The 16,549-nt window shown below is 35.9% G+C and carries 20 protein-coding genes; 7 read left to right on the top strand and 13 right to left on the bottom strand.

Features of this window, described 5'->3' with window-relative positions:
- Window positions 1–105: 105 nt before the first annotated feature.
- Window positions 106–579, bottom strand: coding sequence for a transcription elongation factor GreA (gene greA, locus NBC122_RS06725; protein ID WP_133439651.1), 474 nt, complete (start codon window positions 577–579; stop codon window positions 106–108).
- Window positions 580–675: 96 nt separating this feature from the next.
- Here greA and NBC122_RS06720 point away from each other — a divergent pair, with 96 nt between their 5' ends.
- From NBC122_RS06720 to NBC122_RS06705, 4 genes are all read left to right on the top strand, one after another.
- The gene (locus NBC122_RS06720) at window positions 676–1,125 is read left to right on the top strand and encodes a hypothetical protein (protein ID WP_133439650.1); all 450 of its coding nucleotides are present in this window, start codon (window positions 676–678) and stop codon (window positions 1,123–1,125) included.
- Window positions 1,126–1,153: 28 nt separating this feature from the next.
- Window positions 1,154–1,603 carry a D-aminoacyl-tRNA deacylase gene (gene dtd, locus NBC122_RS06715; RefSeq protein ID WP_133439649.1) on the top strand — a complete coding sequence of 150 codons (450 nt, stop codon included), beginning with the start codon at window positions 1,154–1,156 and terminating at the stop codon, window positions 1,601–1,603.
- Window positions 1,604–1,671: 68 nt separating this feature from the next.
- Window positions 1,672–2,178, top strand: coding sequence for a hypothetical protein (locus NBC122_RS06710; protein WP_133439648.1), 507 nt, complete (start codon window positions 1,672–1,674; stop codon window positions 2,176–2,178).
- 12 nt (window positions 2,179–2,190) lie between these two features.
- Window positions 2,191–2,973, top strand: coding sequence for an alpha/beta fold hydrolase (locus NBC122_RS06705; protein ID WP_133439647.1), 783 nt, complete (start codon window positions 2,191–2,193; stop codon window positions 2,971–2,973).
- Here the strand turns inward: NBC122_RS06705 and NBC122_RS06700 are convergent.
- Complete coding sequence (locus NBC122_RS06700) at window positions 2,970–3,977, bottom strand: DHH family phosphoesterase (RefSeq protein ID WP_133439646.1); 1,008 nt, start codon at window positions 3,975–3,977, stop codon at window positions 2,970–2,972. The genes NBC122_RS06705 and NBC122_RS06700 overlap by 4 nt on opposite strands.
- Window positions 3,978–4,446: 469 nt before the next feature.
- Between NBC122_RS06700 and rpmH the strand changes: the two genes are divergently transcribed.
- Window positions 4,447–4,605 (top strand): 50S ribosomal protein L34, encoded by a 159-nt coding sequence (rpmH, locus tag NBC122_RS06695; RefSeq protein WP_074781389.1) that lies wholly within the window; start codon window positions 4,447–4,449, stop codon window positions 4,603–4,605.
- 158 nt (window positions 4,606–4,763) lie between these two features.
- Window positions 4,764–5,474, top strand: coding sequence for a cell division ATP-binding protein FtsE (locus tag NBC122_RS06690; RefSeq protein ID WP_133439645.1), 711 nt, complete (start codon window positions 4,764–4,766; stop codon window positions 5,472–5,474).
- Window positions 5,475–5,656: 182 nt separating this feature from the next.
- Here the strand turns inward: NBC122_RS06690 and NBC122_RS06685 are convergent, their stop codons facing one another.
- Window positions 5,657–6,613, bottom strand: coding sequence for an acetyl-CoA carboxylase carboxyltransferase subunit alpha (locus NBC122_RS06685; protein WP_133439644.1), 957 nt, complete (start codon window positions 6,611–6,613; stop codon window positions 5,657–5,659).
- Between the two features lie 47 nt (window positions 6,614–6,660).
- On the bottom strand, window positions 6,661–8,172 hold the full coding sequence (gene gltX, locus NBC122_RS06680; protein WP_133439643.1) for a glutamate--tRNA ligase: 1,512 nt from the start codon (window positions 8,170–8,172) through the stop codon (window positions 6,661–6,663).
- 173 nt (window positions 8,173–8,345) lie between these two features.
- Here gltX and NBC122_RS06675 point away from each other — a divergent pair, with 173 nt between their 5' ends.
- The gene (locus NBC122_RS06675; RefSeq protein WP_133439642.1) at window positions 8,346–8,693 is read left to right on the top strand and encodes a phosphomannose isomerase type II C-terminal cupin domain; all 348 of its coding nucleotides are present in this window, start codon (window positions 8,346–8,348) and stop codon (window positions 8,691–8,693) included.
- Between the two features lie 13 nt (window positions 8,694–8,706).
- On the opposite strand, the gene NBC122_RS06670 is transcribed toward NBC122_RS06675, so the two are convergent.
- The 9 genes from NBC122_RS06670 to NBC122_RS06630 all read right to left on the bottom strand — a co-directional run bounded on the left by NBC122_RS06670 (window position 8,707) and on the right by NBC122_RS06630 (window position 16,519).
- The gene (locus NBC122_RS06670; RefSeq protein WP_133439641.1) at window positions 8,707–9,609 is read right to left on the bottom strand and encodes a glycosyltransferase family 2 protein; all 903 of its coding nucleotides are present in this window, start codon (window positions 9,607–9,609) and stop codon (window positions 8,707–8,709) included.
- Window position 9,610: 1 nt separating this feature from the next.
- Window positions 9,611–10,714, bottom strand: coding sequence for a DegT/DnrJ/EryC1/StrS family aminotransferase (locus NBC122_RS06665; RefSeq protein ID WP_133439640.1), 1,104 nt, complete (start codon window positions 10,712–10,714; stop codon window positions 9,611–9,613).
- Between the two features lie 65 nt (window positions 10,715–10,779).
- Window positions 10,780–11,229, bottom strand: a complete 450-nt coding sequence (locus tag NBC122_RS06660) for an acyltransferase (RefSeq protein WP_133439639.1) — start codon at window positions 11,227–11,229, stop codon at window positions 10,780–10,782.
- Window positions 11,226–12,422, bottom strand: coding sequence for a glycosyltransferase family 61 protein (locus tag NBC122_RS06655; RefSeq protein ID WP_133439638.1), 1,197 nt, complete (start codon window positions 12,420–12,422; stop codon window positions 11,226–11,228). Before NBC122_RS06655 ends, NBC122_RS06660 begins: the two co-directional genes overlap by 4 nt.
- Complete coding sequence (locus tag NBC122_RS06650; protein WP_133439637.1) at window positions 12,419–12,823, bottom strand: sugar 3,4-ketoisomerase; 405 nt, start codon at window positions 12,821–12,823, stop codon at window positions 12,419–12,421. Before NBC122_RS06650 ends, NBC122_RS06655 begins: the two co-directional genes overlap by 4 nt.
- Entirely contained in the window at window positions 12,820–14,010 is a 1,191-nt protein-coding gene (locus NBC122_RS06645) for a glycosyltransferase family 4 protein (protein WP_133439636.1), read from the bottom strand. The genes NBC122_RS06650 and NBC122_RS06645 overlap by 4 nt, the downstream gene beginning before the upstream one ends.
- Window positions 14,011–14,964: a glycosyltransferase gene (locus NBC122_RS06640; protein ID WP_133439635.1), complete on the bottom strand. Its 954-nt coding sequence runs from the start codon at window positions 14,962–14,964 to the stop codon at window positions 14,011–14,013.
- A 99-nt stretch (window positions 14,965–15,063) separates the two neighbouring features.
- Complete coding sequence (locus NBC122_RS06635; protein WP_133439634.1) at window positions 15,064–15,828, bottom strand: glycosyltransferase family 2 protein; 765 nt, start codon at window positions 15,826–15,828, stop codon at window positions 15,064–15,066.
- Window positions 15,829–15,865: 37 nt separating this feature from the next.
- Window positions 15,866–16,519 (bottom strand): polysaccharide deacetylase family protein, encoded by a 654-nt coding sequence (locus tag NBC122_RS06630; RefSeq protein ID WP_165983201.1) that lies wholly within the window; start codon window positions 16,517–16,519, stop codon window positions 15,866–15,868.
- Between the last annotated feature and the right edge of the window lie 30 nt (window positions 16,520–16,549).

Genomic DNA, 16,549 nt, shown 5'->3' with positions numbered 1-16,549 from the left:
TGCGAGGGTACAAAATTACAAAATGTTAATAAAGAAGATGTTAAAAATTTGGTAATTTTTTAAAACATCCCGGTAACATCATATTTTACAACTCCTTGTTATTAATTATCCCAAATAGATTTCTAATACTTCAAAAGATAGTTTATTACCGTTTGGCAAAAGAATTTCAGCATTATCGCCTACTACTTTCCCTAATAAACCTTTCGCAATAGGAGTATTCACTGAAATTTTCCCCAATTTCAAATCGCTTTCATTATCGGGAACCAAAGTGAATTTCTGCTCTCCTTTGGTGGTATTATTTTTAAGACGTACGGTCGTCAGAATCGAAACTTTTGAAGTATCCAGTTGTGTTTCATCGATTACCTTTCCGTTTACAATAAGGTTCTTGAGTTTAGAAATTTTCATCTCCAACATTCCCTGCGCTTCTTTCGCAGCATCGTATTCTGCATTTTCAGAAAGATCGCCCTTATCTCTGGCCTCAGCAATTTGTGCGGTGATTTTTGGTCTTTCAATGGTTTCCAGTTGCTCCAGTTCAGCTTTCATTTTATCCAATCCTACTTTGGTGACGTAACTTGCCATAATATCTAATATTTAACGTTAGTATAAAAAAATAATCCGACATTTGTCGGACAAGTTTTTGTGTGTTTGTTTCACAAAGATATAAATATATTTTAAATGAAAAGAAATATCTTCAACGTCTTTTTTTCTGTAATTTTAATTTTTGTCATTTTAAATTTCACCTCCTGCAGCAACCGCGAAGAAACGGTAAGCTGTTTCCCGAAGACCCCGATCAATGTAGTACTCAACCTGAACCTTCCCACCTATTTTACGCTGCAAAATGTTGGCGGATGGATGTACATCAATGAACAGCAATCCGGAACCCGTGGTCTGATTGTCGTAAGAACAACCAACGGATTCAAAGTATTCGACCGGAATGCTCCGCATATCTGCCCCGATTCCAACACCACTTTGAGTGTGGAGAATGAAATCAAAATTGTTTGTCCAAAAGATGGTGCAGAATGGATTACAATTACCGGTGAACCAACGAAAATATCACAGGTTCCACCCAAAACTTATCCTTACAGTTTCGATACCTACACCAAAACTTTATCTGTTTATTATTAATCAAAATTTCAACTCTATCTTTTTAAATATGAAAGCAGTAATCCAAAGAGTTTCTGAAGCGAATGTAAAAGTTGATGGTAAAATAGTCGGCGAAATTTCTGCTGGCTTACTTTTATTAATAGGAGTTGACGAAGAAGATGAACAAACCGATGCAGACTGGCTCATTCAGAAAATATTAAATTTAAGAATTTTCGGTGACGAAGAAGGAAAACTCAATTTATCTATTTTGAATATTTCCGGTGAAATCCTTTGCATCAGCCAGTTTACTTTAATCGCCGACTATAAAAAAGGAAACCGGCCGTCTTTCATCAAAGCAGCAAAACCCGAAAAAGCGATTCCTTTATTTGACTATTTTAAAACGGAGATTGCAAAATCAAATTTAAAAATCGAAAGCGGAATTTTCGGTGCAGACATGAAAGTCTCTTTATTAAACGACGGCCCCGTAACGATTGTGATGGATTCTAAAACCAAACTTTAAAATAAAATTTCTTCAACTTTAAAAACAACTCTTATTTTTAATTAAATTTGAGCATCTTATTATTAAAAATGAAGAAAACCATCCTGATTATTTCCGCGGCAACCCTTTTATCCTGCTCAAAAAAAGGGAATGAAAACACGGCTGTCATTTCTCCGGAAGCCAAAAAAATAGAATCCATTAATATTGAACGGCAAAAACTGAATGACCGTATTGCGATTCGAAATCAACAAAATATTTTCAGGGATTTGAGCGGCATGCATAAGCTGAAATTTACGTCAGATGAAACCTCAGCTCTTTTCGGAACGGCAGATTTCAAAAAAACGGGCAGGGATTTATATACCGTATCCGGAAATGCCCAATCAGGAAAAAACACATTAGAAATAAAAGGAACGGTAAAAAGAGTTTCAGAAAAACACCTTAATTTTGAAGGGGTGATTACTCAAAAAATCAATGGAACTGTTTTTAAAAGAACTTCAAAGACCACTTTTCTGGACGAAGGAAAAGGGAAATTCTGGCGTTTACAGAATAAAATAAATGGTTCGGGATTTGTTGATTATATTGATATCTATTTTTAAAAATAAGCTATTATGTTAAATTACGAAATATCCGGCAGCGGAAAAGAACCTCTCGTTTTACTTCATGGTTTTATGGAAAACCTGTCTATTTGGGATGATATGGACACTTACCTTTCGGAGAAATTCATTTTAATTAAAATTGATCTGCCGGGACATGGCTTGTCTAAAGTCTATGACCACGTGCACACCATGGAACTTATGGCGAAAGAAGTAAAAAAAGTGACAGATTATCTAAACATCGGCAATTTTCATTTGCTTGGTCATTCGATGGGTGGCTATGTGTCGCTGGCTTTTGCCGAGAAATTCCCCGGGCTTCTGAAAAGCCTCACTTTATTTTTCTCTTCCTATTTCGCTGATGATGCCGAGAAAAAAGAACAAAGACAGAAAAGCTTAAGAATTATCAAAGAAGCATTTCCCGCTTACGTAAATGCCGGCGTTCCGAATTTATTTAATCCCAATGAAAAAGATTTTCTGGAAGCTAAAATAGACCACGCCAAAAAAATCGCACTTTCTACTAAAAATGATGGCGTTTTGGCCGCGGTGAAAGGAATGATTGAAAGAACAAATAAAATGACTGTTCTCGAAAATTTCGACGGTAAAATTTTGGTCATCGCCGGAAAACACGACGGCGCGGTACAAACAGATTTGATTCTCAAGCATCTGCCGGATCAAACCAACATTAAATCCTACCTGCTGGATTGCGGTCATAACGGCCATTGGGAAAAACCAAGTATCTGTGCAGAAATAATCAATACAGAATTGCTACACCATCTTCCAAAAAATCTACTGTTTTAGAAATCTTCCTGCTCGATTTTCTCTTTGAAATCTACGATTGTTTCTTCGATGGTTTTCATGTACTTTCCACCGGCAGCGTTGATGTGGCCACCTCCATTGAAATATTTTCTAGAAAACTGATTGACATCAACATCTTCTTTGGAACGGAAAGATATTTTGATAAAATCATCGTATAAATCTTCCATAAAAAACGCTGCAACCTGAGTTCCCATAATACTCAAGCCATAATTGACGAAACCTTCGGTATCTCCTTTTTGAAAACCGAATTCTTTTAATTCTTCACGTTTTAGCCAGAGTATTGCCACTTTTCCATCTTTCACGACTTCTATTCTGCTTAAAATCAAAGCCAGAAGGTGCAGTCGGGAAACGGTATTCGTATCCCAGGTATTTGACGTAATCATCGCAGGATCGGCTCCTTTTTCAATTAAATTGGCGACGATTCTGTGTGTTGTGGCACTGGTCGAGCGGAACCGGAACCCACCGGTATCGGTCATAATTCCTGTATAAAGACATTCTGCAATATCTTTGTTGACCAAATTTTCTTCATTCAGTTCCTGTATAAAATGATAAATCATTTGCGACGTTGCCGGAACCGTAACATCCGAATATACATAATCGAAAGCATCAGGCTGCTGATGATGATCGATCAATATTTTTTTAGCTCTGGCTTTTTCGAGCCAGGGCCCAACCAAATTTCCACTTCGGTGAGACGCATTAAAATCCAAGACAAAAATGACATCTGCATTGTAAATCGCTTCTCCGGCTTGCTTCCTTTTGTAATCAGCAATAATGATCTGTTTCGCTTCCGGCATCCATTTCAGAAATTTAGGAAAATCATTGGGAACAATTACATCGGCCTCTAAACCCATTTGTTTTAAAAAATGTTTCAATCCCAAACTGGATCCAACTGCATCACCATCAGGATTATAATGGGTAATAATAACGATTTTATGACGGGGTGTTAAAAGCTTTTGAATCTCTGAAATTTCGGATGAAGTAAACATGTATTGGGATATTTTTTAAGAAGAGCAAAGATAGGGTTTGTTTTTATTTTATTTCCATAAAAACTTGTTCACCAAACAGCAATTTTGAGTATTGCCACATACAAAAAAACATATAAAACGCTGATTAAATATAGAATAACATCCGTTCATCTCTATCAAAAATTTATTTATAAAATCATTTCCAACTTCTTTTTGTTTCTGAAAAATATCGGCCAACAGTTAATGATCAGGCTAAACAAACATAAGCGGAAATATTTCCGGAAACACACCAAAGGGTTTTATACAAACCTAAAATGTATCTTGTGATAAGTATTAAATAAAACGGGGGAAAGATACCTGCAACGCTTCTGTTCGTCCGCTCCTATTTTTCTTTTTAATTTATTTAAAATATTGCTTGTAGTAAATAAAAAGTTTCCTATATTTGCAATCTGAAAAATAAGATATAGTTTTTTACTTAAAAATATAAGCAATGAGCAAGAGAACATTCCAGCCATCTGAAAGAAAGAAGAGAAACAAACACGGTTTCCGTTTAAGAATGTCAACACCTAACGGTAGAAGAATTTTGGCTGCTAGAAGAGCAAAAGGCAGAAAGAGTTTAACTGTAAGTGCACAGCGCGCTAAGAGATAATCTCAGGAATTATCATAACAGATTATGCTTGAAAAGTTATTTTTCAAGCATTTTTCGTTGTTAAAATTTGCTAAAGTGTAGGCTCAAAAGAAAGATTTTTTTTACTTTTGAGCAGCTATTGCAGCGCACCCATTTCATCAATAACAATCAAACACGATATGCCACATACTTATCAGGAAGGCCAGGATGTAATTCATCTGAAAAATGCGAAAATTGCGCAGAAGAATTTTACTGTACTCAATGAAGTCAACCTCAACATAAAAAAAGGAAGATTCTGCTACCTTATCGGGAAAACAGGTTCCGGAAAAAGCTCACTGCTCAAAACACTCTACGGACATATCCCACTGAGTGCAGGACAAGGACATATTGCCGGATTTGATTTGGCTAAGTTGAAACCCTCAGACATACCGAATTTAAGAAGAAAGCTAGGCATTGTCTTTCAGGACTTTCAGTTGTTACCGGACAGAACTGTGGAAAAGAATTTAAAATTCGTTCTCGAAGCAACAGGCTGGAATGATAAAACCAAAATAGATGACCGAATCAATGAAGTTTTGGCAAGCGTGGGAATGAAATCCAAGAAACACAAAATGCCGCACGAACTTTCAGGAGGCGAGCAACAGCGTATCGCTATCGCCAGAGCACTCCTGAACCACCCAGAATTGATTCTGGCTGATGAACCGACCGGAAATCTTGACCCAGAGACTTCGAACGAAATCATGACCCTTCTGAAGCAGGTAGCTTTTGAAAACAATTCTGCAGTCGTAATGGCAACTCACGATTACCACATGATCCAAAACTTCCCGGGAGAAGCGATCAGATGTGAAGACGGAAAAGTTTCGGTTTTAGATACTGCTGAACTTTTTGAATAATTTTCAAATTCCATTTAAAATATAAAAAACTCTGTAAGCAATTGCAGAGTTTTTTTGTAAAGGCTAAAACAGTACACTAAAATTAAGTTTAGGCTAAAGCCTATAATTTTTCTCATAAAAAAACGGGCTAAAGCCCGTTCCTATTGATATATCTAGTTTCCTTAAATAAAAAATCTGTAAACTTACCCTTTGAACTGACCCATTGCGATGAATTTCTCCTGTCTTTGGATTTCTAATTCTTTACCGGTAAATTTAGAAAACGCTTTGATGTTCTGAAGAATAGAAGCCTTCAAATGATCATAAGCAACCTGTGGTTCATAATGCGCTCCACCAAGTGGTTCTTCTACAATTCCATCAATGAATTTTTCTTTTAAGGCATCTTGCGGTGTCAGTTTCAAAGCATTGGCAGCATCTTCTTTATGATCCCAGTTTCTCCAGAGGATTGAGGAACAACTTTCCGGTGCGATCACTGTGTACCAAGTATTTTCGAGCATATATACTTTATTTCCAACGCCGATTCCCAAAGCTCCTCCACTCGCTCCTTCACCAATGATATACACGAAAATGGGAGTTTTGAGCATGGTCATTTCAAAAATATTTCTGGCAATCGCTTCCCCCTGCCCACGTTCTTCAGCTTCTAAACCGGGATATGCACCTGGTGTATCAATTAAAGAAATTACAGGAATATGAAATTTTTCTGCAAGTTTCATTAATCTCAAAGCTTTTCGGTATCCTTCGGGATTGCTCATCCCGAATCTTCGGTACTGTCTTTCTTTGGTGGTACGGCCCTTTTGGGTTCCGATGATCATTACTCTCTGTCCGTCGATCGTAGCCAAACCACCGATCATTGCAGGATCATCTGCGAAATTCCTGTCACCGTGAAGTTCAAGAAAACTGTCCTTATCTGTGATACCTTTAATAAAGTCCAAAGTATATGGACGATCTGGATGGCGGGAAAGCTGCACTCTCTGCCACGGCGTAAGATGATGATAGATTTCTTTTTTCTTTTCTATAATTTTATCTTCGATTTGCGAGCAGGCGAGTTTTACATCTACCCCACTTTCTTCGCCCACCAATGAACAGGTTTGATACTGATCCATCAGTTCTTTAATCGGAAGTTCAAAGCTTAAGTATTCCATTTTAATTATTAAAAATATCCTTCAAATTTAGTAAAAATTAAAGAAAGTTATTGAATATTATTCACTGCATTTTTTATTCTGGCGATAGTTTCTTCTTTTCCAAGGATTTGCATAATATCGGGAACATCGGGTCCTTTCAATTCTCCCACTAAAGTTAACCGAAGCGGCATCATTACTTTTCCCATTCCAAGTCCTTTGCTTTCTGCAAAATCATGAATATCCTGTTTTAGAGCTTCAGGTTCAAAGATGGAATCCTGTAACTTTAGTGAAAATTCAATCATCACTTCTGCTACCGTTTCGTTCCAGGCTTTCTTTACTGCTTTCTCATCATACTGAGTTGGTGCTTCAAAGAAAAATTTGCCATCGTTATAAATATCTTTTGCAAAAACGGCTCTTTCTTTCATTAATGAAATGATTTTCAATAAATGGACATCACTTGAATTTGTAAGATTTATTCCCTCCACATTTTTTAGCAATTCTAAAACCTCTTCGTCGGATTTTGATCTTAAATATTCGCTGTTAAACCATTCTGCCTTTTCTTTATTGAATCTTGCACCCGCTTTATGTACTTTATGCAAATCGAACTCGGTAATCATTTCTTCTAAAGTCAGCACCTCTCTGTCATTGGCAGGACTCCAGCCAAGAAGGGCGACCATATTGATAAATGCCTGCGGCAAATACCCTTCTTCGCGGTACCCTTTTGAAATATTTCCGGTTTCGGGATCTTTAAAATTTAATGGAAATACCGGGAAACCGAATTTATCACCATCTCTTTTGCTTAATTTTCCTTTCCCTTCCGGTTTTAGAATTAATGACAAGTGCGCAAATTCCGGTTTTTCCCAACCCATCGCTTCATATAATAAATAATGCAGTCCCAGGGAAGGTAACCATTCTTCGCCACGAATGACGTGTGAGATTTCCATTTCATGGTCATCGACAATATTGGCAAAATGGTAAGTGGGCATTCCGTCGTTCTTCACCAAAACTTTATCATCTAAAGTATTGGTATTCACAGATGATTTACCGCGGATGATATCTTCCAGATTCAGGACTCTGTCTACCGGCATTTTGAAACGCACAACGTATGGAACCTTTTCATCTGTTAATTTCTGAACTTCTTCTTTAGAAAGCGTCAAAGAATTTTTCAGTCGGTTTCTGGTCATATTATTATAAGCGAAAACTTCTCCGTTTTTTTCGAACTCGTTTCTCACTTCATCCAGCTCTTCCGGCGTATCGAAGGCCAAATAGGCGTAATCTGTTTTTAGAAGTTCTGCTAAATGTTTATCGTAAATATCCCGTCTTTCCGATTGTCTGTAAGGTGCAAATGGGCCACCATGTTTAGGACTTTCATCAGGAATGATTCCGCACCATTCCAGGGCTTCCATAATATATTCTTCCGCACCTTCTACATATCGGGCGGTATCGGTATCTTCTATTCTCAATACGAAATCACCACCTTTGTTTTTGGCAAAAAGATAATCGTACAATGCGGTTCTTACTCCTCCTAAATGTAAAGGTCCGGTTGGACTTGGTGCAAAACGCACTCTTACTTTGCTCATTTTCCTTGAAATTTTAAGTTGCAAATTTAAAGAAAAAAACGGTGTTTCATCTCTTTATTTTTATGGCTTTGATTGGTCAGACGGGACACTTGCTCAATTATTTTCCTGCAGATCATATTCTGACAGGCGTGTTTCATAAAATTACTTATTTTTGCACTATAAATATACTGTATATGTTAGAAATTGGTGACAGACCGTGGGGGAAATATTATGTTTTGGCAGATGAGCCTCATTATAAATTAAAGAGAATTGAAGTAAATCCGGGTCAGCGATTATCTTACCAGTTTCATCATCACCGGCAGGAATTCTGGACGGTTGTAGAAGGCGAAGCAGTTGTTATCTTAGACGGTGAAGAAATCACGGTGAAATATGGCGAGAGTATTCATATTCCTTTGGGAGCAAAACATAGAATTGAAAACAGGACATCAGAACTGGTTGTTTTTGTAGAAGTACAGACCGGAACTTATTTCGGGGAAGATGATATCGTGAGATTGCAGGATGATTATGCCCGCGGGGAATAAATGAAATACCCGGCTACTTTAAAAATAAAAGTTTGAAAAATAAAACAGGATTCTTGTATTTAAGTTCATATTTTTCTCTGGTCCATCTTTTTTGAAATTCTTTTTTTTCCTCTTCAGATATTGCCTCTGAAAGCATAATTTCATACTTGAACTGCAATAAAGTTAAAAGATATTTGGTTCTCAACTTTTGGTCAGCATTTATATAATCCAAATACTTTGAGGTGACTTTATTATAGGAATCACTCATGAGCGTCCAATTTCTGGACAAACTCGTAGACAGGATTCTATAGTAGAACAACTTTTTATCAATAAAACCGATTTTATAACCACGGGAACTCAGCTGCAAATTCATATCCCAGTCTTCAGTATGTAGATTTTCATCAAACGGATATTGATCCAAAAGTTCCTTTTTAACGAAAGTCCCAACATTAATTGTTTTATTCTGAACTACATTTTCGTGGAAAAAAGAATTCAGCGACTTTATGACCTTTGTTTTATCTGTATTTTGATAAGCTTCAATTGTTTCGCCAGTCTCCTGGATATATTTATAACCATCGGAAAGCACGAAATCAGAGGGATGATTTTTTATATAATTAACTTTCTCTTCAATGATATTTTCTGCCCACCAATCGTCTCCAGATAAAATGGAAATATAATCTCCGGAGGCTTTAGAAACTAGAATATTTAAGTTCTTCGATACTTTAAATTTCTCCGTATTTTTTATGAATGTGCATGAAATACCCGAATCTTCTAAAATTTTCTTCCCTTTTTCATAGGTATTATCATCAGAACAATTATCTAAAAAAACAATTTCAAAATTATCGTAGGTTTGGGAAATTGCAGACCGACACGCCTGTTCAATGAATTTCTCATGATTCATTGTTATAATGACGATACTTACCAAAGGTTGCTCCATCTTAATATTTGTTCAAAATCTCTATTATTTTCTCTACTTCCTCTTCTGTCATTACCGGGCTGACAGGCAAACTTAAAACCTCATGATGAATTTTCTCTGTAACCGGAAAAGAAAGATGATTGTAATATCTATACGCTCTCTGTTTATGTGGCGGAACAGGATAATGAATCAAAGTTTGGATGCCGTTTTCCTGGAGAAAATTTTGCAGTTTTTCTCTATGATCAGTTCTGACCACAAAAAGATGCCAGACATGTTCTTTCTTTTCCTCTGGAAAAATGGGTAGAATTATTTTTGGATTTTTTATTTCGGAACAGAATTTTTCAGCAATGCTCCTCCGCTTCTCATTATCCTGATCAATGTATTTTAATTTCACGTCTAAAACCGCTGCCTGAATTTCGTCTAACCGACTGTTTAAACCCTGGTATTTATTGATGTATTTTTCTTCGGAACCATAGTTAGCTAAAGTTCTTATGGTTTTTGCTAAAAGCGAATCTTTACACGTAACTGCACCACCATCTCCTAATGCACCTAAATTTTTACCCGGATAGAAACTAAAGCCGGCCGCGTCACCAAGATTTCCGGATTTTATACCGTTCCACGCTGCACCGATTGCCTGCGCATTATCTTCGATTATTTTTAAATTGTATTTTTTTGCCAAATCATCCAATTCTTCCGACCAACAAACCTGCCCATAAAGATGGACGACCATTATAGCTTTCGTTTTGGGAGTGATCAGCGCTTCTATTTCGGCAATGTCTATATTATAATTTTCGATATTAGGTTCTGCAAAAACGGGCTTTAACCGGTTGTCTGTAATAGCCAGAACAGAAGCGATATAAGTATTCGCCGGAACAATAATTTCGTCACCGGCTTTCATTTGACCAAGTTCTAAATAAGCTTTGAATATTAAGCGCAAAGCATCTAAACCATTGGCAACGCCTATTGCATTTGGTGAACCAATATAGTGCGCTAAATTCTTTTCAAAATTTTTCACTTCATTTCCTAAAAGATACCATCCACTGCGGAAAGTCTCTAAAAGTTTGGCTTCGATTTCTTCCTGATATTGAAGATTTATTTTTTGTAGATCTAAGAATTTAATGTCCATAAACTGTAAAGTACTTTGACTTAATTTTAATTTTATATTACCATCTTGATAGTGACAAGACGGATTTATTTTTTCCTCGCGGGATTTCCTAACCAGTTTTCATTAGCCGGGACATCCTTTGTCACTACACTCCCCGCGCCAATAATTGCATTTTCATTAATGATGAGCCCCGGAAGAATTGTAGAATTGGCACCAATTGACGCTCCCGATTTCACTATTGTTTCCAAAAGCTGGAAATTTTTATTCTGGGAAACAGGATGCTTGTCATTGGTAAAGGTAACATTGGGTCCTATAAAAACATTGTCTTCAATGGTAATACCATCCCAAATCTGCACGCCAGGCTTTATGGTCACATTGTTACCAATATTCACATTATTCTCAATGAAAACATTAAAGTTGATATTACAATTTTTTCCAATAACAGCATTTTTCAGAATAACACAAAATTGCCATATTACGGTACCATCACCAATATTTTGAGACTGCACATCTGAGGTAGGGTGTATTGTTTTCATCTGGAAAGTAATTGAATAATCTGCCGTTCAAATATATTAATATCTATCTTATAATTTTCATGAAAATCTGAACTTTCACTCTTGTACCTGTAATAATACAAATCAAAATTCACAAACTTGGCAAGGGTAGAAAATACAGAAAAATCACTCCAAACTGAACCTAACCAAATTAAACCTTTGCTGTTTTCTTTCGCAAATATAAGATTGGTAAATGCAGCGCCGCTAGGCCCTATAATATAATCCGCATTTTGAAGGAGGAAAATTTGCTCATGAATATTTAACTCCTCAAAACAGACCGCTTTAAAACCATATTTCTCAGCAACAGCAAGCAGTTCAGTTTCGTTATACTTTCTGAATTCAGATTTTCTCGCAATAAATACTTTTTCTGCGTTTTCGATTCTAACTTTATTTACATCATAATTCTCAAGAACCTTTTCTCTTATAAAGCGAACGGATTTTTCGGAAATCTTAGTGAATTGTGCTTCATACTTTGATCCTTCAGAAATATTTGGAATTGTTGTATTTGGAGATGTTATAAACCATAAGGTTTTGAAACCGTGATACTGATCATGATTCAAATACTGCAATCGATAACCTTTCAAAAAAAACTCCGCAATAGTTTTTAAATTATCATTTTGCTGGACAGAAATATCTAAAATAACCGCTAAATCTGCACTTCCCGGAATATTGGCAAGGAACTCCGCTTTGGAAATGATTTCTAACAGAAAATGATAATAATTCCCGGTGAAAGTTCCCCCAAAAAAGACAGCATCAATGTCATAAAGAGCCTTTGGTAAATTATTGACCTTAGCTAAACTTTGACCATGGGATAAGAGATTTGGACTGTTATATACATAAATATCCCTTTGATCTTCATGCCATTTTTCGAAATAAATTGCTTTTAAATTTTTTGTCAGAAAACAGGCAGAGTTTGGGGTAACATACCCATTTTTTAAGGCGTATATTTTTACAGGAAAAATACCCGTTTCAACTTTTTTTTCGTCTTTATCAAATTCTTTTGGAGTAAAAGCGGTTGTGGTTTTAGTATCCTCAACCAAAATACTTTCGCTGCAATAGGTCGGGGTAATTTCATCCAGAGGCACGAAATCCACAATCAATCTATTCGCTTTCTTAAAAAAAGATTTCAGAAAATATTTCTTCCTTTGTAAGGATAACAGTTTATCTAATTTCACTTTTCACCTAAAAAAATTTGGTAATCTCTGATATAATCCTTTTCATCATATTCATTGCTTGCAATACAAATTTGCACTGCATTGTGCGTGTATTTCATTGTCCGCCAACACATTTTCGGAATGAAAAGTCCCATATTTGGACGATCCAGTACGAAATGAAGTTTTTCACCATTTAACAGTTCGGTGGTTACTTCTATTTTCCCGGCAACGGCTAAAAGTATCTGCTGAAGATCAAAATGAGAATGCCCTCCTCTTTCCACATCTTCTGGCGTATAATAAGTCCAGTATATTCTTTTGGGCACAAACGGTAAATCTTCTTTTTCTGCTATAGAAATGAAACCTAAAGAAGGATTCCCAACTTTGGGAAATTCAAGTAAAAAGGGTCTGCTATAATCTTTCATATTATTTCTTTATAATAACTGATGGTTGCCTGAATCATTTTTTTTAAATCAAATTGTTTCACAACCGTTTCTCTTGCATTTTCAGAAAGTCTGGTTCTTAATTCAGAATCATTAAACAATTTTTTGGTATGCATATAAAATTCAGAAACGCCACTTGCAATTAATCCATTCTCGTTATTTACAATTATTTCTCTGAAAGAATCTATATCGGAACAGATTACAGGTTTTCCCATCGCCATCACTTCCAGCAAAGATAAACTGAAATTTTCTCCTTTTGAAGGAAAGTACACGATTTCTGCTCTGCTGATCAACTCAACAATCTCTTCTTTCTTTTTCTCACCATAAAAAAAAACAGATTCCTGAATATTATTTTTCATAATATTTTCCTGAATATACAGATCACTGAGATTAACCTTACCAATGAAATGCAAAGTGCTTTCCGGGAAACTTTTTTTCACTTTCAAAAATGACCCGATCGCCAACTCTGCTCCTTTTTCAGACGATACATTACCTAGATAAAAAATTGATTTTGCAAGAATAGAATTTGTTGCGTTGGGTTTAAAAAAATCCGTATCAATACCGTTATAAATAAGTCTTGCATTTTTTATATTGAAAAAACGTTCATTAATTCTTTTAGAAAAATTCGAGATCACAATATTATTTCTGGACTTTTCAAAGGCTAATTTCTCGCAATGTGTTCTCCCCTGAGAAACATTTTTATAATTAAAGTACTTTTCCAAAACAGTCCAGGAGCCATGGCATCTGATTACATAGGGAATTCTCTCATCAATGCAGAGTGCCATTCCTTCGAAATCATGGGTCTCAATTAAATTAATTTTATAATTATTCGTTCTGATCCAATTATTAAGTTGCTTCTGAATTGCTTTTTTTTCGTGTTCATAAATTTTAAAATGCAACGGTTTCAAAAAACCGATTTTTCCAGTAACCGATCTTAGAAATTCTAAAAGAAAGTTCCTTTCAAAAATACCTTTTATGGAATAAACTTCAACTCCTTGGTCATCAAAAGAAACAGTGTTTTTATTGACCGCAAAAACACTTACTTTAATTCCATTTTTCACGAGCTCTTTGGCCAACACACTGTTAAAAACACCGGTTCCGCCCACCCTTTGTAATTTAGGATGATAATATTCCCGGGTCAATATCAAAACATGTTGTAAACTGCTCATTTATTTTAATTCAAAAACCGTTTCCACCCAATGCTTAATCCGGTATTTTTCGTACACATCGACCGGAAGCTCCTGATAGTCACTTTCAAAAAATGACCGGTCCAGATTAGAAAGATCATCATTTAAAACCAAAATGTTTTCAGGCCGGTAGAAATCGTACTCTTTTACAGTCGGATTATTGGTGATTATTTTCTTCTTTAAAGCCATTGCTTCGAAAAATCTAAAACTCAATCCGGTTTGGTTGTCCCGCATTAAATCCACCAAAACTTTCCCTTCACTGTAATAGCGCGGTATATCGTTATGCTTGATCCTTTTCCGCGTAAAAGTGATTTCACCGGCATTCTGCACCAGTTTTTTCGTCCATGTTTTTTTACCGACCACCACACAGCTGTAACTTAAGTTCAGTTCTTCAATCTTAGCGATGATCTTTGCCAGCGGGCCGATTCGGTTATCAAATGAACCCAAATAAATCAAATCATATTCCGCAGGTTGAGTTTGTTTGAGTTCTGGCAGATAATTATAGTTGGTAATCAACTGAAAACTGTTTTTTGCTGCATCTGCTTTGTCAAAACTGAAAACATTATCAAACAAATCGAACAAATGCTGTGCGGGACAACGCGCTAAACTGTCATATAAATAGGCGATATATCTTTTAGTAAACTTCTTTATCTGAACATGAAATTCGCGGTCTATCAATTCCGGATTGATGACCAAAATCTGATCTTGCGGCCCCAGTTTATTGAGCTTTTCCAGAATCATTTCCTGCCGCAGTTTATTTTTCAAATTGCGCTTCAGCAGGATTTTAGAAATGGAATTTTTTATTCTCGCCGAAAAACTTCCGTGACGATAGGCGCCAATATTAATATGATGGGCATCCACACCTTTTCTTCGAAGCTCTTCAACAATATGAGCGTCGTAATTCCAAAAATCAAAACTGATTACACAGATTTTCATAGATTATTTACAGTTCAGTTTGACCAAAATTAACGTTGAATCATTAAAAAAATTACGTTTGAGGCTTGTTATTTTTGAGTATAATTTCCAGCTACGAATTTAGTCATTTTTTTCACTATTCTTAAGGGATTCGTACGTTTTATAGACACTCAGGGTCTGCAATACCGAAAGTTGATATCCTTCTTTACCATCAAGAAATCCCAGCCGTAAAAAATAAGTTTTAATAAACTTTGCTGCCATTTTAATATACATAATTAAGCTACTGAACTTCTTACCTTTAGCGAAAAGCTCTTTCCCTTTCAGTTCGCCATAATGGATCATTTTTTCTTGATACGACTCATAATCGGCCACGGAATAATGCAAAAGTTTGTTTCTGAGTTCACCAATACTGCCATTGACCTCCAGCGTTTCATGCACTTTTTTCCCCGCGGTATATCTGCATTTACTTTTCCTGAAAAGACGAAAGTTTTTATCGGTCTGCGTCCCGGAATAGTGTAAGGGTTTTCCTGCGAAAAAGAATTGGCGGTAAAAATAGTAGGCGTCTTTTTTATCGGACTTATTAAGTTCTTTGAAGATTTCTGCGCGAAGTTGCGGGGTTATTCTTTCGTCGCCATCCAGAAAAATAACCCAATCATTTTTTGCAGATTCCAGGGCGAGATTGCGTTGTTTTGTAAAATCTTCGAATGGATTCTGGATGATTTTTACCTTCGGATTCCGCGAGGCAATTTCTACCGTTTTATCCGTGCTGAATGAATCCACCACAATAATTTCGTCACAAAATGTAAAACAATCCAGAATTTCCTGAATATTTTTCTCTTCATTAAAAGTGATTATTAAACCACTTATTCTCTCCTTAAGCATCATTTCTTTATTCGTATTTGAGTAATTTACGTATAAAAAATCAAAAAAGTTTCAGTTTTCCCAATATTAATTTAAGTTTAAAGCGTTGCAGCGAGTCCTCACCTTTGATGTCGATTCTGCAAAGTTCGTAAGGTTTCGCATTTGGGAAATAATTTATTTTATTGCCAATCCTTACGGCAAAGTCAATGCCTAATTTCTTTAAAGTATGAAAAAGCTTTTCCTGCTCTGCACCATTTTTAGGATATTTTCCGTACGGGTAAGCCAAAACTTTTGAATACTGAATTTGATGAGATTCCAGAATCTGCATATTCAATTTTAAATCGTTTTCAATTTCACTGTTGCTTAAAGTTCTGAAATTTTGATGCGAATGACTGTGGAGTGCAATTTCGAAAAAATTTGAACTGAGCTTTTTAAGATCTTCAAAACCCATCATTTTATTTTCATCATATCCGTTTTCAATAAAGGAAGTGGAAATAAAAATGGTCGCTTTAAGATCATATTTTTGAAGCAGCGACGGTAAAAATTCGTAATTGTTATAGTAACCGTCGTCAAAGGTAATGATAATTTTTTTCCTGAATTCGGAATGGATTTCTTTAAAAAAAACCGACCGGTAAGCTTTTTCCTTTATATATTTAAACTGTTTTTCTAGATTTTCTGCACTCACCGTAAGTTCTGTATCTCCTTCCTTTTCCACTTTATGGTACATCAGGATAGTTAGTCTTTT

Source organism: Chryseobacterium salivictor (assembly GCF_004359195.1).
Taxonomy (GTDB): domain Bacteria; phylum Bacteroidota; class Bacteroidia; order Flavobacteriales; family Weeksellaceae; genus Kaistella; species Kaistella salivictor.
The sequence above is the reverse complement of the archived record's forward strand: the minus strand, read 5'-3'. Positions and strand labels throughout refer to the sequence as shown.